Below are 18,068 nucleotides of genomic sequence, written 5' to 3'. Positions count from 1 at the left end.
GCGCGTTTCGCCATACCACGCTCGCATGTCGATACAAGCAAACGAAAACCCCGCTGATCCCGGCTCGCTCATCACGGAATAAGTGGATCGGTACGGGTCGGGATCGAATTTTGCTATTGCTCCCCGTTCGGCACAGCTTTTCGAGATGATCCTGCCGCCCGCTTAAAATTATGCGTTTCGCGAATATCGTCGGTTGGCGAGCGGGCAGTTAATCGATCAGTTTGTCGCTCAGTTAGTCGCTAAACATGCGATCGCACACGGCGCATTCGGGACGAAAAGGGACAGGCGTTCCTGCCGTCTCGCTCCGCCCGCACACGACGCTACTCAACGCAACAAGGACGATCGTTTTCATGGCCCGAGGCTTCCCGCCGTTTTCCACCCGCTCCCTCACGCCCTTCCGGCGACGCGACGTCGCAACGGCTTACCGCCTGGCCATGCTCGCGAGCGCTATCGGCCTCGGCTGGACCAGCGCCGCCTGCGCCACGGTTTCCGTGCTCCAGCCGGTGCGCGAGGCCGCCGCGGAACAGCCGCTCGAACTGACACTGCTTTATAGCGATGACGACAAGCAGCCGCTCACCATCGATGTGCCCAAAGCGCTCAACGTCACGCTGACCAATGGTGACCTGCCGCCACGGCCACTCGCGCTGCAGCGCGAACCCAACGTCCCCGACAAGCTGACGCTGCGCCCCGGTCAGTATCGAAAAATTCGTTATGCCGCCCCCTGGCCCGACGCAGCGCGCGGCGTGATGAAAGTCGATCCGGTAGGCTTCGATTCATCGCCCATGCTGATTACGCTGAACCGCGGCAAGTCGCAAACGCAAGTGGTGGCCGCGGAAACCGCTGAGACGAAGGCGAGGACACCGCAGCAACTGGCGAGCGCGGAAGCCGCGGCAAATACGTCAGCCGTGCCGACGACCACCAGTGATCGCATGTTTAGCGGCCGGTTGTCGACCTTCGAACCCATGTATTTCGCCGATGGCCAGAACGGCGATAACCTCGCCAAATTCCAGTTCAGCTTCAAGTACCGTCTGATCATGCCGGACGATCCGCGCTCGCGCAGTTTCCTCGACAACCTGTATTTCGCCTACACGCAAACGTCGATCTGGGATCTGTCGGCTGAATCGGCGCCGTTCCGCGACACAAGTTACGAGCCGCAACTGTTCTACTACCTGGAGGACACGGGCTGGAAAAGCGCGCTGTTTTCGCGCATGGGCGTGACAGCGGGTATTGGACATGAGTCGAACGGCAAGAGCGGCGCGGATTCGCGCGGGATCAATATCGCTTTCGTGCGTCCGAGCTGGGATTTCGGCGATGTCAATTCGAACCACCTGACCATAGCGCCGAAAATCTATTACTACATCACGAAGAGCGGCAACGAGGACATCCAGGACTATCGCGGTTACGTCGACCTGCTCGTGAAGTACGGCAGCCCGGACAGCTGGCAACTCGCGACGACATTGCGAAAGGGCACAAAACACGCATACGGCAGCGTTGACGCCCAATTCACCTATCCGCTCGCCAAGCTGATCAACAGCGCGTGGGGCGGCTACTTGTGGGTGGGCTATTTCAACGGCTACGGCGAGGACATCCTCGATTACAACCAGCGGCAACACTGGATCGCCCGGATCGGATACAGCATCGCGCGTTAAACTGAGGGCTTTTGCACGGGCGCGGCGGTTTCCACTGCATGCCGCGCTCGACTACAGGCGTTTTATGGCATCGAACCTTCATGATTTGCCCGACAGCCCGTGCATCGGCGTCTGCTCGACCCTCTTCGACGATGTCTGCAAAGGTTGCGGCCGCATGGCCGGCGAAGTCTCCAACTGGGTGTTTCTCAGCGACGACGAGAAGCGCGCGATCTGGGAACGCATTACCCGCGAAGGCACCGCCATGCGTTTTACCCGCGACAAGGTTTGAACGCGGGGCGCTTGGGGATCGTAGCGAAACGCGACTTTGCGCCGACCGTCTGCCTCAGGCGCATGTGGCGTTGGTTTGAAACTGGCCCCGATGAACGCAAGATGTGACGCGGGTTGTTGCGCTCAATCCAATTTGACCACTGGCTTGAAGCGAAGCCTCGTTACATCGACCGCAACCGTATAACGCCGCTTGTTCGCTTGCCTGGTTCAAGAAACCGCCGTGGGCCGGATATCTGCGACCAGCAAGTCCAGCAATTCGCGCACGCTGCGAATCGCTGATCCGAACGGCAGCGCCTCGCGCCCCCGGAAAAACAACCCGTTCGCACGGTCTCCACGCAGGGCCGCGGCCAAACGGGTATCGATACAAAAGTGCCCGAACTTTTCAATACCATCGCGCAAACCACACGCCACCAGGCAATTTAGGCCCGTGGGGCACTTTTGCGCGCGCGCGCCGATCTTGTCGCGAATCCGTTGCTCATTGCGCATATACCGATCGAGCCAAGGTGTTTTCACCGCGCGCGCCGGCAGGCCGGTCACACTCACGAATTCGACGATATCTTCCGGCGTTGCATCAGCGAGAATCCGCTTGAATTCAGGATGCGCGTCACCCTCTTCGGTCACCGCGAACGCCGTGCCGAGTTGCACGCCGGACGCGCCGGCCGCCAGCCAGCGACGCACCGCCGCATGCCCGTCGATGCCCCCCGCCACGATCAGCGGAATCTGTGTACGGCCGATGCCGAGGGTATCGAAGGTCAGCATCGTTTCCTCGATCACGCGAGCGAAGTCAAAACGCTCGCTTGGAATGTCCGCCACGCTTGCCACGCCAAGATGACCACCCGCATGACCCGGATGCTCGATCACGATGGCATCGGGCAAACGATTCTTCTTGAGCCACTTCTTCAGTACCAAAGCGATGCCACGGCTATCCGACAGGATCGGGATCAGCGCGATATCGACGCCTTGCGTCAGGTCCGGCAGATCCAGCGGCAGCCCGGCCCCCATGACGATGGCGTCGGCGCCGCTCTCGCACGCCGTCTGTACTGCTGCAGCATAGGATGAGACCGCGCGCATGACATTCACGGCAATCATGCCGCGGCCCTCACTAAGGGCCTTCGCTGCAATGATCTCGCGCCGCAACGCCGTCTGGTTGGCGGCTTCGAGCGTCGCCTGATCCGGATTCTGTTTGCAGATCTCAAGCAGGTCGGGATGGTGATGCCGCAAGTCGATGCTCGAGATTGTTCCCATCGCACCCTCCCGGGCTACGGCGCCGGCCAGCCGGTGCGCGGACACACCCACGCCCATGCCTCCCTGCACAATAGGGAGCAAGATGCGGCCGCGGATGGTCAGGGGGGTAAGAGGGGTCATGAAAGGATCGTCTCCAGAGTCAAAGTTTTGAGCTTGCAGGAGGTTGGACAAACACACGTTGCTTTTTATCAAGCAAGTTCGACTGTGCTGTATTTCAGTTTTTTGAACATGCACCGTGCCCGGAAAAACAAACGGCCCGCTTCGTGAGAAGCGGGCCGTTTGCTTGACTGCTTGTTTCTGTTTGCTACGTGCTGCGTTACGACGGATGTAACGCGTGCCGTGTTACTGAACGCCCTGGCTCGCCAGCAATTCCTCGTACGTACCGCCGAAGTCGCGCAGCGTACCGTCGTTCTTCACTTCGATAACCCGATTCGCCAGTCCATTCACGAACTCCCGGTCATGTGAAACGAAGATCAGCGTGCCTTCGTATTTCTCCAACGCGATCTGCAAGGACTCGATCGATTCCATGTCCATGTGGTTGGTCGGCTCGTCCATCAACAGCACGTTCGGGCGTCCGAGCATCAGCTTGCCCCAGATCATGCGGCCTTTCTCACCACCCGACAGCACCTTGACCGATTTCTTGATGTCGTCGGCGTTGAACAGCAAACGGCCCAACGTGCCACGGACCATCTGGTCGTCGTCGCCGTCCTGACGATACTGGTCGACCCAGTCGGTCAGCGTCTCGTCCTTCGGAAACTCTTCATACGTGTCCTGCGGCATATAACCGACCAGCGCGTTTTCCGCCCACTTGACCGTGCCGCCATCCAGTTCGATTGCGCCCTTCAGCGCGCGCAGCAAGGTGGTCTTGCCCGCGCCGTTCTCGCCGATGATCGCAATCCGCTCACCCGGCTGAACGCTCAGGCTCAAGTGGTTAAAGATGGTGCGATCATATTTCTTGGTGATGTTGGTCGCCACCACTGCGATGTTGTGCAGCTTTTTCTCGAAGTCGAAGCGAATAAACGGATTCTGCCGTGACGACGGCTTGAATTCCTCGATCTTGATCTTTTCGATCTGCTTTGCACGGCTGGTCGCCTGGCGTGCCTTCGACTTGTTGGCCGAGAACCGGCGCACGAAGTCCTGCAAATCGGACACTTTGTCTTTCGCCTTCTGATTCGCGTTCGCCTGACGCTCGCGCGCCTGAGCGGACGCCAGCATGTAGTCGTCGTAATTACCCGGATAGACCTTCAACGTGCCGAAATCCATGTCTGCCATGTGCGTGCAGACTTGATTCAGAAAGTGTCGATCATGGGAAATGATCACCATGGTCGAGTTGTACTGGTTCAGTATGTCCTCGAGCCAACGAATGGAGGTGATGTCCAGGTTGTTGGTCGGCTCGTCGAGCAACAACACGTCCGGCTTCGAAAACAGCGCCTGCGCGAGCAATACGCGAAGTTTCCAGCCCGGCGCGACATTGCTCATCGGGCCGGCATGGTCTTCGATCGCAATGCCGATACCCAGCAACAGCTCGCCTGCGCGCGCTTCAGCCGTATAGCCGTCGTATTCGGCGAACTTCGCTTCGAGCTCGGCGGCGTGCATGTAGTCGTCGTCTGTGGCGTCGGGATTCGCGTAAATGGCATCGCGCTCAGACATCGCGTTCCACATTTCCGTGTGGCCCATCATCACGACGTCGATCACGCGCATGTCTTCATACGCGAACTGATCCTGACGCAACTTGCCCAGACGCACGTTCGGTTCGAGCATTACCGTGCCGGCGCTCGACTCCAGGTCGCCGCCCAGAATTTTCATGAACGTGGATTTGCCGCAGCCGTTCGCCCCGATCAGGCCATAGCGATTTCCTTCCCCGAACTTGACCGAAATGTTCTCGAAGAGGGGCTTCGGCCCGAATTGCATGGTGATGTTGGCAGTAGACAGCACAGCGCGTCCTTTTGAATGATGTACGGCGAAAAACCTGCAATTTTAGCAGTTTTTGGGACGAATTGCGGCATCGCAGCGGAAAGCTGCACGCGCGAGTGAGTCGGCCGCGCTTCCGGCCGTCAGCGAATTACGCCGCGATGACGCCGCAAACGGCGCCACGACGGGCGTTCGGGGCTACCCGACTCTGCCCGATACCACTCGTCCCGAGCTTAGATGCGCTCCGCGATATACGCTTTCACGAGACCCGCCTCGGCCTCCACGATATCGAATTTCTGTGGCAACTCTTCGATACCAATAAACGCCGCCGGCCGCTCCGGTTCGCGTTCGAGCGCTTCGCGGATGGTTTCGCCGAATTTGATCGGCTGAGCGGTTTCCAGCACGATCATTGGCACGCCCGGGCTCAGATGCTCGCGCGCGACCTTCAGGCCGTCGGCCGTGTGGGTATCGATCATGGTGCCGTAACGCTTGAACGCGTCGCGAATGGTGTCCACCCGGTCCGCGTGGCTGCTGCGTCCCGACACGAAACCAAACTCCTTCACGCGCGCAAAGTCGCCGCTGGCCGCGAGGTCAAATCCACCCTTTTCTTCCACATCGCGGAACAACTGCAGCACGCGAGCGGGATCGCGGCCGAGCAGATCGAACACGAAACGCTCGAAATTCGACGCTTTCGAGATATCCATGCTCGGGCTCGTCGTGTGGTACGTCTCGGCCGCCGTGCGCACGCGATAAATCCCGGTGCGGAAAAATTCGTCGAGCACGTCGTTTTCATTCGTGGCGACGACCAGTTGCTCGATCGGCAAACCCATCATCCGCGCGATATGCCCGGCGCAGACATTGCCGAAATTGCCCGATGGCACCGTGAACGACACCCGCTCGGCGTTCGACTTCGTCGCGGCGAAGTAGCCTTTGAAATAATAGACAACCTGCGCCACCACGCGCGCCCAGTTGATCGAATTGACCGTGCCGATCTTGTTGGCTGCTTTGAACGCGTGATCGTTCGACACCGCCTTGACGATGTCCTGGCAATTGTCGAAGTTGCCGATCACCGCCAGATTGAAGATGTTCGGGTCCTGCAGCGAAAACATCTGCGCCGTCTGGAACGCGCTCATTTTCTGATGCGGCGACAGCATGAAAACACGCACGCCCTGCTTGCCGCGCATGGCGTATTCGGCCGCGCTGCCGGTGTCGCCCGAGGTCGCGCCAAGAATGTTCAGCGTCTGCCCCTGCTTGGCCAGCGTGTACTCGAACAGGTTGCCGAGCAACTGCATGGCCATGTCCTTGAACGCGAGCGTGGGACCGTTCGACAATTCCAGCAGCGACACCGTCGTGCCGCCCTCTTCGCCCAGCGTTTTCAGCGGCGTAATCTGCGACGCGCTCTCGTGATCGCGGACATTGCTGTACGTGCTGGCCGTATAAGTGCGGCGCGTGAGCGAGCGCAGATCTTCGTCGGAAATGTCGTCGCTGAATTTGCGCAGGATTTCGTAGGCCAGATCCGCGTACGAAAGCGCGCGCCACGCAGTCAGTTCGTCTGCCGTGACGCGCGGATATTCAGCGGGCAAATACAGGCCGCCGTCCTTCGCGAGACCGCCGAGCAGGATGTCGGAGAAAGTATGGCGCTCGCCGAAACCGGCGCCGCGCGTAGAGATGTAGTTCATTTCAAAGCCCTAGTTCAATCCTTCCATGCGCAGCTTCGTCACTTTCGAGACCACGGTGGAAAGCGCCTCGATCTGCGTGATCGCCGCGTTGATTTCCCGTTCGACCGTTTCGTGCGTCAGCAGGATGATGTCGGTCTCGCCCTTGTCCTCACCGTCGACGTGCTCGGATTCCTTTTGCAGCAACGCGTCGATGGAAATGACCTTGTCGGCAAGAATCCGCGTGATGTTGGCGAGCACGCCGGTGACATCCGCCACGCGCAGACGCAGGTAGTAGCTGCTCGTCACTTCCTCGATCGGCAGGATCGGTGTGTTGGCGAGGCTGTCCGGCTGGAACGCCAGATGCGGCACGCGATGTTCCGGGTCGGCAGTATGCAGGCGCGTGACGTCCACGAGATCGGCGACCACGGCCGATGCGGTCGGCTCAGCGCCCGCACCCTTGCCGTAATAAAGCGTGGTGCCGACCGCATCGCCATGTACGACCACCGCGTTCATCGCGCCTTCCACGTTCGCCAGCAAGCGTTTTGCCGGAATCAGCGTGGGATGCGTGCGCAACTCAATGCCCTTCTCCGTGCGCCGCGCGATACCGAGCAGCTTGATCCGATAACCCAACGCCTCGGCATAGCGGATATCGATGGCGTCGAGCTTGCTGATCCCTTCTACGTAAGCCCGGTCGAATTGCACGGGCACGCCAAACGCGATCGCGCTCATGATGGTGACCTTGTGCGCCGCGTCTACGCCTTCAATATCGAAGGTCGGATCGGCTTCGGCATAACCCAGTTCCTGGGCCGCTTTCAGCGCGGTCGCGAAGTCGAGTCCGCGGTCGCGCATCTCCGAGAGAATGTAGTTCGTCGTGCCGTTGATGATGCCCGCGATGTACTGGATCCGGTTCGCCGTCAGCCCTTCGCGCAGCGCCTTGATGATCGGAATACCGCCCGCGACCGCCGCTTCGAACGCGACCATCACGCCCTTCTTGCTCGCCGCTTCGAAAATCTCGCTGCCGTGCACGGCGAGCAGCGCCTTGTTCGCCGTCACCACATGCTTGCCGTTGGCAATGGCGCGCAGCACCATTTCGCGCGCGATGCCCGTGCCGCCGATCATCTCGGCCACGATGTCGATGGAAGGATCGTCGACGACGGCGTTGAAGTCAGTCGTGACGTCGATACCTTCGGCGCCCTGCACCTTCGACGGCGTGCGCACCGCGATGCGCGTAATTTCGATGCCCCGTCCGGCGCGCCGTTTGATTTCTTCCTGATTGCGGCGCAGCACCGTGAAGGTGCCACTGCCGACGGTGCCGAAGCCCAGCAGGCCAACTTTGATCGGTTCCATTGCAGCGTGAGTCTTATAAGAGAGGTTTAGACAGAGTGACGTTTTCGATAACCATCGAGAAAGCGCGCGATACGGTTGATGGAGTCGGCGAGATCGTCCACGTTCGGCAGAAACACCACGCGGAAATGATCCGGCGTCGGCCAGTTGAACCCGGTGCCCTGCACAAGCAGCGTGCGCTCTTCGAGCAACAGATCGGTAATGAACTGCTGGTCGTCGACGATCGGATACATCTTCGGGTCGAGCTTCGGGAACATGTACAGCGCCGCCTGCGGCTTGACGCAACTCACGCCGGGAATGGCGGTGAGCATGTCGTAGGCGAGAGCGCGCTGCTTGAAAAGCCGTCCGCCTGGCACGATCAGGTCGTTGATGCTCTGGTAACCGCCGAGCGCCGTCTGGATGGCGTACTGCCCCGGCACGTTGGCGCACAGGCGCATGGAGGCCAGGATGCCAAGCCCTTCCATATAGTCATGGGCAATGCGACGGTTTTCACCCGTGAGGCCGGAGATATACATCCAGCCGGCACGATACCCGCAGGCCCGGTAACTCTTCGACAAACTATTGAACGTGACCGTCAGCACGTCCTCCGACAACGCCCCGACGGCCGTGTGCTTGACGCCGTCATAGACAATCTTGTCGTAGACCTCATCAGCGAAAATGATCAGGCCGTTCTTGCGGGCGATCTCTATCATGTCCTTGAGCAACTCGTCCGAATACAGCGCGCCGGTCGGATTGTTCGGGTTGATGATCACGAGCGCCTTCGTGTTCGGCGTGATCTTCGAGCGCAGGTCGTCGAGATCGGGCATCCAGCCGGCGGATTCGTCGCAGAGATAGTGCACCGGCGTGCCGGACGACAAGCTCACTGCAGCCGTCCACAGCGGATAGTCCGGTGCCGGCAGGAGCACTTCGTCGCCGTCGTTGAGGAGGCCCTGCATGGCCATCACGATCAACTCGGACGCGCCGTTGCCAATGTAGATGTCGTCCAGCTCGACGCCCGCCACGCCCTTTTGCTGGCTGTAATGCATGATGGCCTTGCGGGCGGCGAACACGCCTTTCGAGTCCGAATAACCCGACGAGGTCGGCAGGTTGCGGATCATGTCCTGAATGATCTCGTCCGGCGCGTCAAAGCCGAACGAGGCCAGGTTGCCAATATTGAGCTTGATGATCCGGTGGCCCTCGTCCTCCAGCCGCTTCGCGTGCTCGAGCACGGGCCCCCGAATGTCATAACAGACGTTCTGTAATTTATTGGATTTTAGAATCGGTTTCACGGCGGGAAAGCTCACTGGACTCACTGGGTTACTGGAAATCAGGCTCTGGATCAGGAAAAATCAGCAAATAAAGTTGACACGTCAGACCGAGACCGCAAGCGCACCGGCCAACGGACCGGACACCACGCAGAAACCCTAAGTAGCGACGCGGAACAGGCAGTCTAGCGAAAATGCGTCGGATAGAGGCAGGTTTGGGCGCAATCGTGTGAGCTTATGGCCATCAGGCCAAGGCAAAACGCCCGATTGCGTGTCGGCAAGCAGCTTATGGCGGCACGCGATGCATTGCGCCGCCCGGGCTCGCGACCCGCTGGCGGCTGTAGGGTAGCCCCCCATCCTCTCGGATGAAGGGCCCCCTAAGAACTGTACGTGCGAGTTTCCCCGCATACAGCTCAAGCCTACATTCAAAGCCCTACCTAATACAGGACCGGCTTCGTTACAACAAGTTTGCCAGCGTGTACTTGCTGGTGGCAATGCGGGTGAAGCAAAACTCTGTTGGACAACGTGTCTTTACCACCATGCATCCGATATTCCAGATGATGGTCGTGCCAACCCGTTTCGTCCGTCAGACCGGTGCCACAGTGTGCACACAATCCACCCTGTGACATGTACAGCTTCGCCCACTGCTTGCGATAGCGCATCGACTCCCACGTGCGATCCTGCCGCAATTTCTCGCCGTACTGCTCCCACTTGGGATCAAAAGGATTGAAATCCCCCTTGAGCTTCGTGTGTCGTTTGATGACTGTACCGCTGATTTGGTACAGCTCAAACAACCCCTTATCACCATCTTTCCGAACTACAGGAGCAGCAAACACCCACTGTCGGTTACGAACAGAGTGAAAATATTTCGTCTTCACCCAGCTCGCGTTCTTTTGCGGGTGCCGCCTCTTCGACCACCACCAGAGCCTCCGAAAAACCAGATACTCCATGCGGCTGTACGCCTGCTTGGCTACCACGGGACTGTGGTACTGCGCCCAGCCCCGAAGCATCGGATTCAACAGGCGGATCAGATCCTCCTGCTTTACCGTCTTGTTACCGCTGATCGTTTCCGCCACCTTGCGATAGAACGCTTGTGCGTTTTTCTTGCTCGGCTTGATGAGCAGCTTTCCCGAGTACTTCCGGAAATTCCATCCAAGGAAATCAAAGCCTTGATCAATGTGGGTGATCCGCGTTTTCTCCTCAGATAGTTGCAAGCCTCGAACCGCGAGGAAGGTTTCTATCCAAGGTCGGACTTCGTTGATTAGCACCTCTTGCGAGTCGCCGGTGATGACGAAATCGTCCGCGTACCGCACCACATGAACCTTCAGCTTCTTGGCCTTCGCGATTCCAAATTTCGCACCGAGGTGCGCCATCAGTTCTCGCTCTAGCCCGTTCAACGTCACGTTGGCCAATGTCGGGGAAATGATGCCCCCCTGCGGCGTACCGGCCTCCGTCGCCTGCAGCTGACCTTGATATATCAGGCCAGCCTTTAACCACTTTCGGAGAATCGCCGTGTCCATTGGAACATTGCGCTCCAGCCAATCATGATCGATGTGGTCAAAGCAACCCTTGATATCCGCCTCCAGCACCCAAGGAGCCGAGCCCTTGTCATGCAATGATTTGAATAGCTGAGACATGGCATCAGCCGTCGAGCGATGACTCCTGAACCCATATGAGTTCGGGTCGCTCGTTGACTCCGCCACGGGCTCCAAGGCCAGCAAATACAGAGCTTGCATCGCTCTGTCATGCATGGTCGGAATGCCCAGAGGGCGCTCCTTCCCATTGGCCTTGGGGATAAAGACCCTCCTTAAAGGCAGAGGCCTGTATCCACGCCGCTTCAACCGATCGACAGCAAGCCGTCGACTTTCAGGCGAATCCCATAGTTCACGATCGACTCCAGCCGTTCGCGCACCCTGGTTCTGCGTAACACGTCGTACCGCATGCAACTTGGCGGACAACGTGCGGGTCAACATCCGTTGCAAGGCTTTCACCCTGCGCCATTTGCCTTCCCGCGTCGCCTTCGCAATTCGAATCTGCATCCCTCTCACGTTCCGTTCAACCCGACGCCAATCTACGGCGTACCAGTCATCCGGCGCGTGGGAAAGCGCAGATCCAGTCTTCCGACTAGATACTTTCATGCTGCTCTCCTACTTGGAAAAGTCCCCGAGCAGAAGGCGCATATCCCCCAGCGGGGTAGATACACCCCGCTGGGGAACAACAAACACCTCAGTACGGGCGCATGCACCCGTACCTAACCAAGACACAGAGGGTAGTCAGCCGTCTTGCGACGGTAGACCAGACGGAAGTCTGCCCGCTTTCGCGTGGAGTAATGTCTCAACTCCTATCCGGACCATTACAGCCCGACGTTCGCTTTTTCCGTCCTCCCATACCCGCACAATCAACAGCGTTCCTTACGGTCCGCCTGCCAGTCAAACCGCACTGGCAACCATACGGGCTTACCACGTTCCCGGCATGTCACACGACTGGCTTAGGTTCTGCCTATTCCCCGGCGGTCTGATGACGACGCAATCCGACCTTTCAACGGATTGTCCGACCGCGCACCGTTTGGTAAATGCCGCTCAGCAGCTTAGGCACCGCATTATTAACGAGGTTTATCAGCAGTTCACTTACATTAACCTTACCAATCAGCCTTGCTCCTCGACCCCCTCACTGCTAGGAGTCTCCGGCTGAGCACCTCGCGGCACCCATCCGCCCGAACGTCCGGGGGCTACGTTGTCAGAAGAGCTTCAAACCCCACCGTTACCAGTGACGCATGTCTTCCTAGGCTACTGCTAGTCGTATAGCAGGTTCACTACCCGTCCCCAACTTGCGGGAACGAGCCGAACCATGACACACCGAGCTTTCGCTCGTATCGCGTAGCGAATCCGTTGCTTGACGCGCGGGACTTGCAAACATCACTCCGCCTTGTCGGCGGAGGTGAAGCCGCTGACAGGGCGGTACCTGACGGTAGTCAGGCAATTACAATGCGATTCCCGGTACGGACGGCATACAGAGAATCGCCGGTGGCGAAACCCTAAAATGCCCTACTGGGTCTCGCTTCACTACAAAGCGTCGGCCTCAAGGTGCCAACAAATGGTCGGCAGCGCAGTCGGGAATAGACCCCCAACTGATACCGACAGGTCGATGCCCGTAACGTGGGCTAACGGACACGAGCGTGCGTGTCGCACGAAAAGTTATAATTTAGCGGATTATCCGTGACTTTCGCAATGCGCCACCGGCAAACGCGTGCACATTGGCTTCATCCAGGTGCCCGCGCGAGCCGATGAAAGCTGCATTGCGCGCCACGCCATCCGGTTGTCGTGGGCCTCTCGCGCAGTCACATCTCGCCATCAACTTGCCTGTCGGAATATCGATTTGAAATTACACCAGGAAGCCAGCGGCGCGCTCAATACCATCACGAGTTACGGCGCCGATTACGTCGCGATCAATCTGCAACGCCATGAAGGCAGCCTCATCGTGATGCCGGAAACGCCGGTGATCGCGTGGCCTGTTTCGTCGTTCGAGGCGCTGACGCCGGAAGATTTTGACGCGCTGATCGCGATCGCACCTGAAGTCGTCGTGTTCGGCAGCGGCACGCGTCTGCGTTTTCCGCACCCGCGGCTCATCGCGAAGCTCGCCCAGCAACGCATTGGCGTGGAGACAATGGATTTCGGCGCCGCATGCCGTACTTACAACATTCTCATGTCGGAAGGCCGCCGGGTGGCAGCTGCGCTGCTGATCGAAGCGTGATCCCGGCTTACTGGCGCAAGCCCGTACAAACGCCGCGGCAACGCGCCGGCGCGGATTTCACTCGCCAGTACGATAAACTGCCGCCCGGCGCCGATATCGGAACGGCAATTGGCGTTCGCAACGCCTGGTTTCTGCCCACCGCAGGATGACGCGTTTGCCCGCGACGGCCCGCCGCACGGCGAAACGCACAAGGACTGGCCGTTTGGCTGGCTTGTGCGCGTTGTCGAAACAGCGGAATCTGCCTGGGCTGGCCGCGCGCTGGGTACGAGGCCGATCCGCAACGAATACGCGACGCATTCGCGGCGATGCTCGCCCCAAACGCGCCCCATAAGCCGGCCTTAAGCCTCAATGCGCCACACTCGAGCCCCCCATGGATTTTGCTAGCGCCGCGAAAGCGGCATCGGACAGGTCGACTCTCATGAACGATACGGCCTCCCGGCTACCGCTCACCCGCCTCTCACTCCTATTGCTGATCGCGGCACTCGCCGTGATCTGGTTCGCGCCGCTGGGCCTGCGCCATCTTGTCCCAAGTGACGAAGGCCGTTACGCCGAAATGGCGCGTGAGATGTTCGTGACCGGCGACTGGATCACGCCGCGTTACAACGGCTACAAATATTTCGAAAAACCGCCGCTGCAAACCTGGGCGAACGCGCTGACGTTTGCGTGGTTTGGTATCGGTGAATGGCAGGCGCGGCTTTATACCGCGTTGACGGGCTTTGCCGGCGTGCTGCTGATCGGCTACACCGGCGCGCGAGTGTTCAACGGCGTAACCGGATTTTGCGCGGCCGTCGTGCTTGCGACTTCGCCGTACTGGAACCTGATGGGCCATTTCGATACCCTCGATATGGGCCTGGCGTTCTGGATGCAACTCACGCTCTGCAGCTTGCTGCTAGCGCAGCGTCCGAACCTGCCGGCGCCCCAAGTTCGCCTCTGGATGTGGCTTTGCTGGGCCGGCATGGCGCTCGCGCTGCTGTCAAAAGGGTTGGTAGGCCTGATCCTCCCGGGCGCAGTGCTGGTGCTCTACACCTTGATCGCGCGTGACTGGGCGCTGTGGCGTCGGCTTTATATAGGCAGCGGGCTGATCCTGTTCCTGATCATTGCCGTGCCTTGGTTCGTTCTGGTCCAGATCAAGAACCCTGAGTTCCTGAATTTCTTTTTCATCGTGCAGCAGTTCGAGCGATATCTAACCCCCGAGCAGAATCGTCCGGGTGCGTTTTATTACTTCGTGCCGGTGTTGATCGTCGGATTCCTGCCCTGGCTCTCAGTGACGTTCCAGAGCGTCCGGCATGCGCTGAAGGTACCGCGCCAGCCGAACGGATTCGCGCCGGTCATGCTGCTCCTGGTCTGGTCGGCGTTTATCTTCTTGTTCTTCAGCGCGTCGCATTCGAAACTGCTGTCATACACGCTGCCAATCGCGCCTTCCATTGCGTTGCTGATCGCCATCTACCTGCCGCTGCTCACGCGCGCCCAATGGCACAAGCACCTGACCGGATACGCGGTGTTTCTTGTCGTGGCGGCTTTTGGCGCGATCTTTTTGGGCCGGATGGGCGGTGGTCACACGCCCAATGCGCTATACAGGGAATTTCAGGTCTGGGTGTACGCCGCGCTCGCCGTGGCCTTCATGGTCACGCTGGCTGCCATCTGGCTGAACCGGCGCAGTTCGATGGGCGGCGTGGTGTTGCTGGGAACTGCGTGGCTGCTCATGGGCACGATCGCCGGCACCGGCCACGATGTGTTCGGCCGCGAAAGCTCAGGCGTGCAGTTGGTGCCGGCGGTGAAAGCCGCCATGGCCCGGTTGCCCGCCGACACGCCGTTCTACTCCGTCGCCAAGCTCGATCACACCATGCCGTTCTATCTTGGCCACACCATGATCATGGTCCAGGAGCCGGACGAACTGAAGTTCGGTGTCACGACGGAACCCCAGAAGTGGGTACCGACCATCGACGAGTGGATCCAGCGCTGGGACGCACAACCCTACGGTCTTGCGCTGATGCCGCCCGGCCGGTATGACGAGATGCTGGCGAAGCACGTGCCCATGCAGGTCATTGCGAGGGATGACCGACGGGTGATTGTGGAGAAACCACAGCCTTGAAACAATGGCGCCGCGTGTTGACCGAAGCAGTGGTCGACAGCAAATACGAAACCCGGAGACGCCACGAAGTCTTACCGCCTCGCCGCGCTCCGTAAAAAAACCCTATTGCGGCCAACGATGAACCCGATATCCTTCATTTGCATCATCACCGGCGTCATGCTGAACGCCGGCGCGCAGTTGCTGCTCAAAGCAGGCGTGAACGCCGTGGGTCATTTCGAATTCACGCCGGCAAACATCGTGCCGATCGGTTTCAAGATCGCGACGCAATGGCCGATCATCGGCGGACTGGCATGCTACGTGTTCAGCGTGGTGGTGTGGATCGTGGGATTGTCGCGGGTCGACGTCTCCATCGCTTATCCCATGCTCTCGCTCGGCTACGTGGTGAACGCGTTCGCGGCGTGGTATTTGTTTGGCGAAATCCTGTCGTTGCAACGGCTGGTAGGCATCGGCATTATCCTGATCGGCGTCGTGGTGCTGACGCGCGGTTGAGAGGTCAGGCGCAACCAAACAAGCCTGAACCCGGCTGACACTGTGTGTCAAAGACTGTATATCAACGACTGTGCATCAAAGATCTCACCGTTCCTTTCCTTCGCAGAGATTCCATGACCCAGAACGTGCCTTCTAATACGCTTCCCTTTCTGCCTTTCGTACGCGCCGAGATCGACGAAGAGACGATTCAGGGCGTCGTCGACGTGCTGCGTTCGGGCTGGATCACGACCGGCCCGCAAAACCAGCAGTTCGAAGCCGAACTGTCTGCCTATTGCGGCGGCCGCCCGGTACGGACGTTCAATTCCGGCACGGCGACCATGGAGATTGGCTTGCGGATCGCGGGCGTGGGTGAAGGCGACGAAGTCATTACCACGCCCATGACCTGGGTCTCGACCAGCAATGTGATCATTGAAACAGGCGCCACACCGGTGTTCGCGGATATTGACCCGGTCACCCGTAATATCGACTTGGATCTGCTCGAAAAAGCCATTACGCCGCGCACCAAGGCAATCCTGCCGGTGTATCTGTCGGGTCTGCCCGTCGATATGGACCGGCTGTACGGCATTGCGCGCGAGCATGGCTTGCGCGTGATCGAGGACGCGGCCCAGGCGTTTGGATCGTCTTGGCGCGGCCGGAAGATCGGTTCGTTCGGCGACATTATTTCGTTTAGCTTTCATGCGAACAAAAATGTCACGTCGATTGAAGGCGGTGCGCTCGTCCTGAATAACGAGGAAGAAGCCGTGCTCGCACAAAAGTACCGGCTGCAAGGCATCACGCGCACCGGCTTTGACGGCATGGACTGCGATCTCCTCGGCGGCAAATACAATCTTACCGATGTCGCCGCGCGCGTCGGCCTCGGCCAGCTCAAACATGTCGAACGCTTCACGGAACAACGCCGCGGGCTGGCGCGCGCATACTTTGAGAGTTTCGCGAACGGCGCGGCCGTGCAAACGGGCGTGCAGTTGCCAGTGCCGAATGTCACCGACAGCAATTGGCACATGTTCCAGATCGCATTGCCGCTCGAGCGCTTGTCGCTTACCCGCTCGGCGTTCATGGGTCTGATGAAGGAACGCGGCATTGGCACAGGCGTGCATTACCCGGCGCTGCACCTGTTCACGTTGTATCGTGCACGCGGGTTTCACGAAGGCATGTTCCCGCACGCCGAACAATACGGCGCATCAACGGTCACGTTGCCGCTTTTCACGCAGATGACCCAGGACGACGTGACACGCGTCGTGCATGCAGTGAACGAAATCTGTGCGGCGCACGCCATTTAAGGCACGGCAGGCACTTAAAGCAGCGCAAAGCAGGCACGCCACGCGGATGGCACGGCAAAACAAGAACCACATTTTTCACCACGGACACCTAGCGGAACCATCGTCAACATGAGTCAAACGGATTTTCTGCCGACCGGCCCCGAATTAACGGTCGTGGTCCCGGTGTACAACGAAGAAGAAGGCCTCGCAGCCCTCTTCTCCCGCCTGTATCCCGCGCTTGACGCGCTCGGCGCAACGTATGAAGTGATCTTCATCAACGACGGCAGCCGCGACAAGTCGGCGGCATTGCTCGCCCAGCAGTTTCGCGCGCGGCCGGACACCACCCGCGTGATCCTGCTGAACGGCAACTATGGCCAGCACATGGCCATTCTTGCGGGCTTCGAACAATCGCGCGGGGAAAGCGTCATCACGCTCGACGCCGACTTGCAGAATCCCCCCGAGGAAATTGCCAAGCTGCTCGAAAAAATGCGGGATGGTTACGACTACGTCGGCACGATTCGCCAGCAACGCCAGGACAGCTTCTGGCGCAAGAAGGCGTCGCGCCTGATGAACCGGCTGCGCGAGCGCATCACGCGCATCAGGATGACCGACCAGGGCTGCATGTTGCGCGGTTACAGCCGGCACATCATTGACACCATCAACCGCTGCGGTGAGATCAATACCTTTATTCCTGCGCTGGCTTATACCTTCGCGCAGAACCCGATTGAAATCGATGTCGCGCACGAAGAGCGCTTCGCCGGCGAATCGAAGTACTCGCTTTACAGCCTTATCCGCCTGAATTTCGACCTGGTGACCGGATTTTCGGTCGTGCCGCTGCAGTGGTTGTCGTTCATCGGCGTGATCCTGTCCGTGGGGTCCGCGGGCCTGTTCCTGCTGCTGTTGGTTCGACGCTTCATGTTCGGCGCGGAAGTCCAGGGTGTGTTTACGCTGTTCGCTATCACGTTCTTCATGCTTGGCGTGATCATCTTCGCGCTTGGACTGCTCGGCGAATATATCGGCCGGATTTATCAGCAAGTGCGCGCGCGACCGCGTTACCTGGTGCAGACCATCCTGGAAGAGCGCGACGGCAAGCTTGCGCGGACCATGCCGCGCCAGGAAGCGGTAGCGGCAATCACCCGCGAGGTCGATCCGCTATGAGGTCG

Annotated in this window: 13 protein-coding genes; 7 read left to right on the top strand and 6 right to left on the bottom strand. The window is 59.4% G+C overall.

The genetic code is table 11. The features are described from left to right. Positions 1 to 434: 434 nt before the first annotated feature. On the top strand, positions 435 to 1,649 hold the full coding sequence (locus tag GSQ93_RS09490) for a phospholipase A (RefSeq protein WP_254073824.1): 1,215 nt from the start codon (positions 435 to 437) through the stop codon (positions 1,647 to 1,649). 64 nt (positions 1,650 to 1,713) lie between these two features. After that, complete coding sequence (locus tag GSQ93_RS09485; protein ID WP_047896852.1) at positions 1,714 to 1,917, top strand: DUF1289 domain-containing protein; 204 nt, start codon at positions 1,714 to 1,716, stop codon at positions 1,915 to 1,917. 206 nt (positions 1,918 to 2,123) lie between these two features. On the opposite strand, the gene GSQ93_RS09480 is transcribed toward GSQ93_RS09485, so the two are convergent. The 6 genes from GSQ93_RS09480 to ltrA all read right to left on the bottom strand — a co-directional run bounded on the left by GSQ93_RS09480 (position 2,124) and on the right by ltrA (position 11,456). Further along, positions 2,124 to 3,281, bottom strand: coding sequence for a nitronate monooxygenase family protein (locus tag GSQ93_RS09480; protein ID WP_158935403.1), 1,158 nt, complete (start codon positions 3,279 to 3,281; stop codon positions 2,124 to 2,126). A 222-nt stretch (positions 3,282 to 3,503) separates the two neighbouring features. Then, positions 3,504 to 5,096, bottom strand: a complete 1,593-nt coding sequence (locus GSQ93_RS09475; protein WP_158935402.1) for an ABC-F family ATPase — start codon at positions 5,094 to 5,096, stop codon at positions 3,504 to 3,506. 209 nt (positions 5,097 to 5,305) lie between these two features. Beyond that, positions 5,306 to 6,751 carry a threonine synthase gene (gene thrC, locus GSQ93_RS09470; protein ID WP_158935401.1) on the bottom strand — a complete coding sequence of 482 codons (1,446 nt, stop codon included), beginning with the start codon at positions 6,749 to 6,751 and terminating at the stop codon, positions 5,306 to 5,308. Positions 6,752 to 6,760: 9 nt separating this feature from the next. Then, positions 6,761 to 8,077, bottom strand: coding sequence for a homoserine dehydrogenase (locus tag GSQ93_RS09465; protein WP_158935400.1), 1,317 nt, complete (start codon positions 8,075 to 8,077; stop codon positions 6,761 to 6,763). A gap of 26 nt (positions 8,078 to 8,103) precedes the next feature. Then, entirely contained in the window at positions 8,104 to 9,342 is a 1,239-nt protein-coding gene (locus GSQ93_RS09460) for a pyridoxal phosphate-dependent aminotransferase (RefSeq protein ID WP_174254598.1), read from the bottom strand. A gap of 413 nt (positions 9,343 to 9,755) precedes the next feature. Next, positions 9,756 to 11,456 (bottom strand): group II intron reverse transcriptase/maturase, encoded by a 1,701-nt coding sequence (gene ltrA, locus GSQ93_RS09455; protein WP_158935398.1) that lies wholly within the window; start codon positions 11,454 to 11,456, stop codon positions 9,756 to 9,758. Between the two features lie 1,237 nt (positions 11,457 to 12,693). Here ltrA and GSQ93_RS09450 point away from each other — a divergent pair. From GSQ93_RS09450 to GSQ93_RS09430, 5 genes are all read left to right on the top strand, one after another. After that, positions 12,694 to 13,068, top strand: coding sequence for an Mth938-like domain-containing protein (locus tag GSQ93_RS09450; RefSeq protein ID WP_158935397.1), 375 nt, complete (start codon positions 12,694 to 12,696; stop codon positions 13,066 to 13,068). 418 nt (positions 13,069 to 13,486) lie between these two features. Then, positions 13,487 to 15,160, top strand: a complete 1,674-nt coding sequence (locus GSQ93_RS09445) for a glycosyltransferase family 39 protein (protein WP_158935457.1) — start codon at positions 13,487 to 13,489, stop codon at positions 15,158 to 15,160. Positions 15,161 to 15,277: 117 nt separating this feature from the next. Continuing rightward, the gene (locus tag GSQ93_RS09440; RefSeq protein ID WP_158935396.1) at positions 15,278 to 15,649 is read left to right on the top strand and encodes an SMR family transporter; all 372 of its coding nucleotides are present in this window, start codon (positions 15,278 to 15,280) and stop codon (positions 15,647 to 15,649) included. A 113-nt stretch (positions 15,650 to 15,762) separates the two neighbouring features. Continuing rightward, on the top strand, positions 15,763 to 16,926 hold the full coding sequence (locus tag GSQ93_RS09435; protein ID WP_158935395.1) for a DegT/DnrJ/EryC1/StrS aminotransferase family protein: 1,164 nt from the start codon (positions 15,763 to 15,765) through the stop codon (positions 16,924 to 16,926). Positions 16,927 to 17,034: 108 nt separating this feature from the next. Beyond that, positions 17,035 to 18,063, top strand: coding sequence for a glycosyltransferase (locus tag GSQ93_RS09430; RefSeq protein WP_158935394.1), 1,029 nt, complete (start codon positions 17,035 to 17,037; stop codon positions 18,061 to 18,063). Positions 18,064 to 18,068 lie beyond the last annotated feature (5 nt).

Source organism: Burkholderia sp. S171 (assembly GCF_009766085.1).
Classification (GTDB): Bacteria; Pseudomonadota; Gammaproteobacteria; order Burkholderiales; family Burkholderiaceae; genus Caballeronia.
The sequence above is the reverse complement of the archived record's forward strand: the minus strand, read 5'-3'. Positions and strand labels throughout refer to the sequence as shown.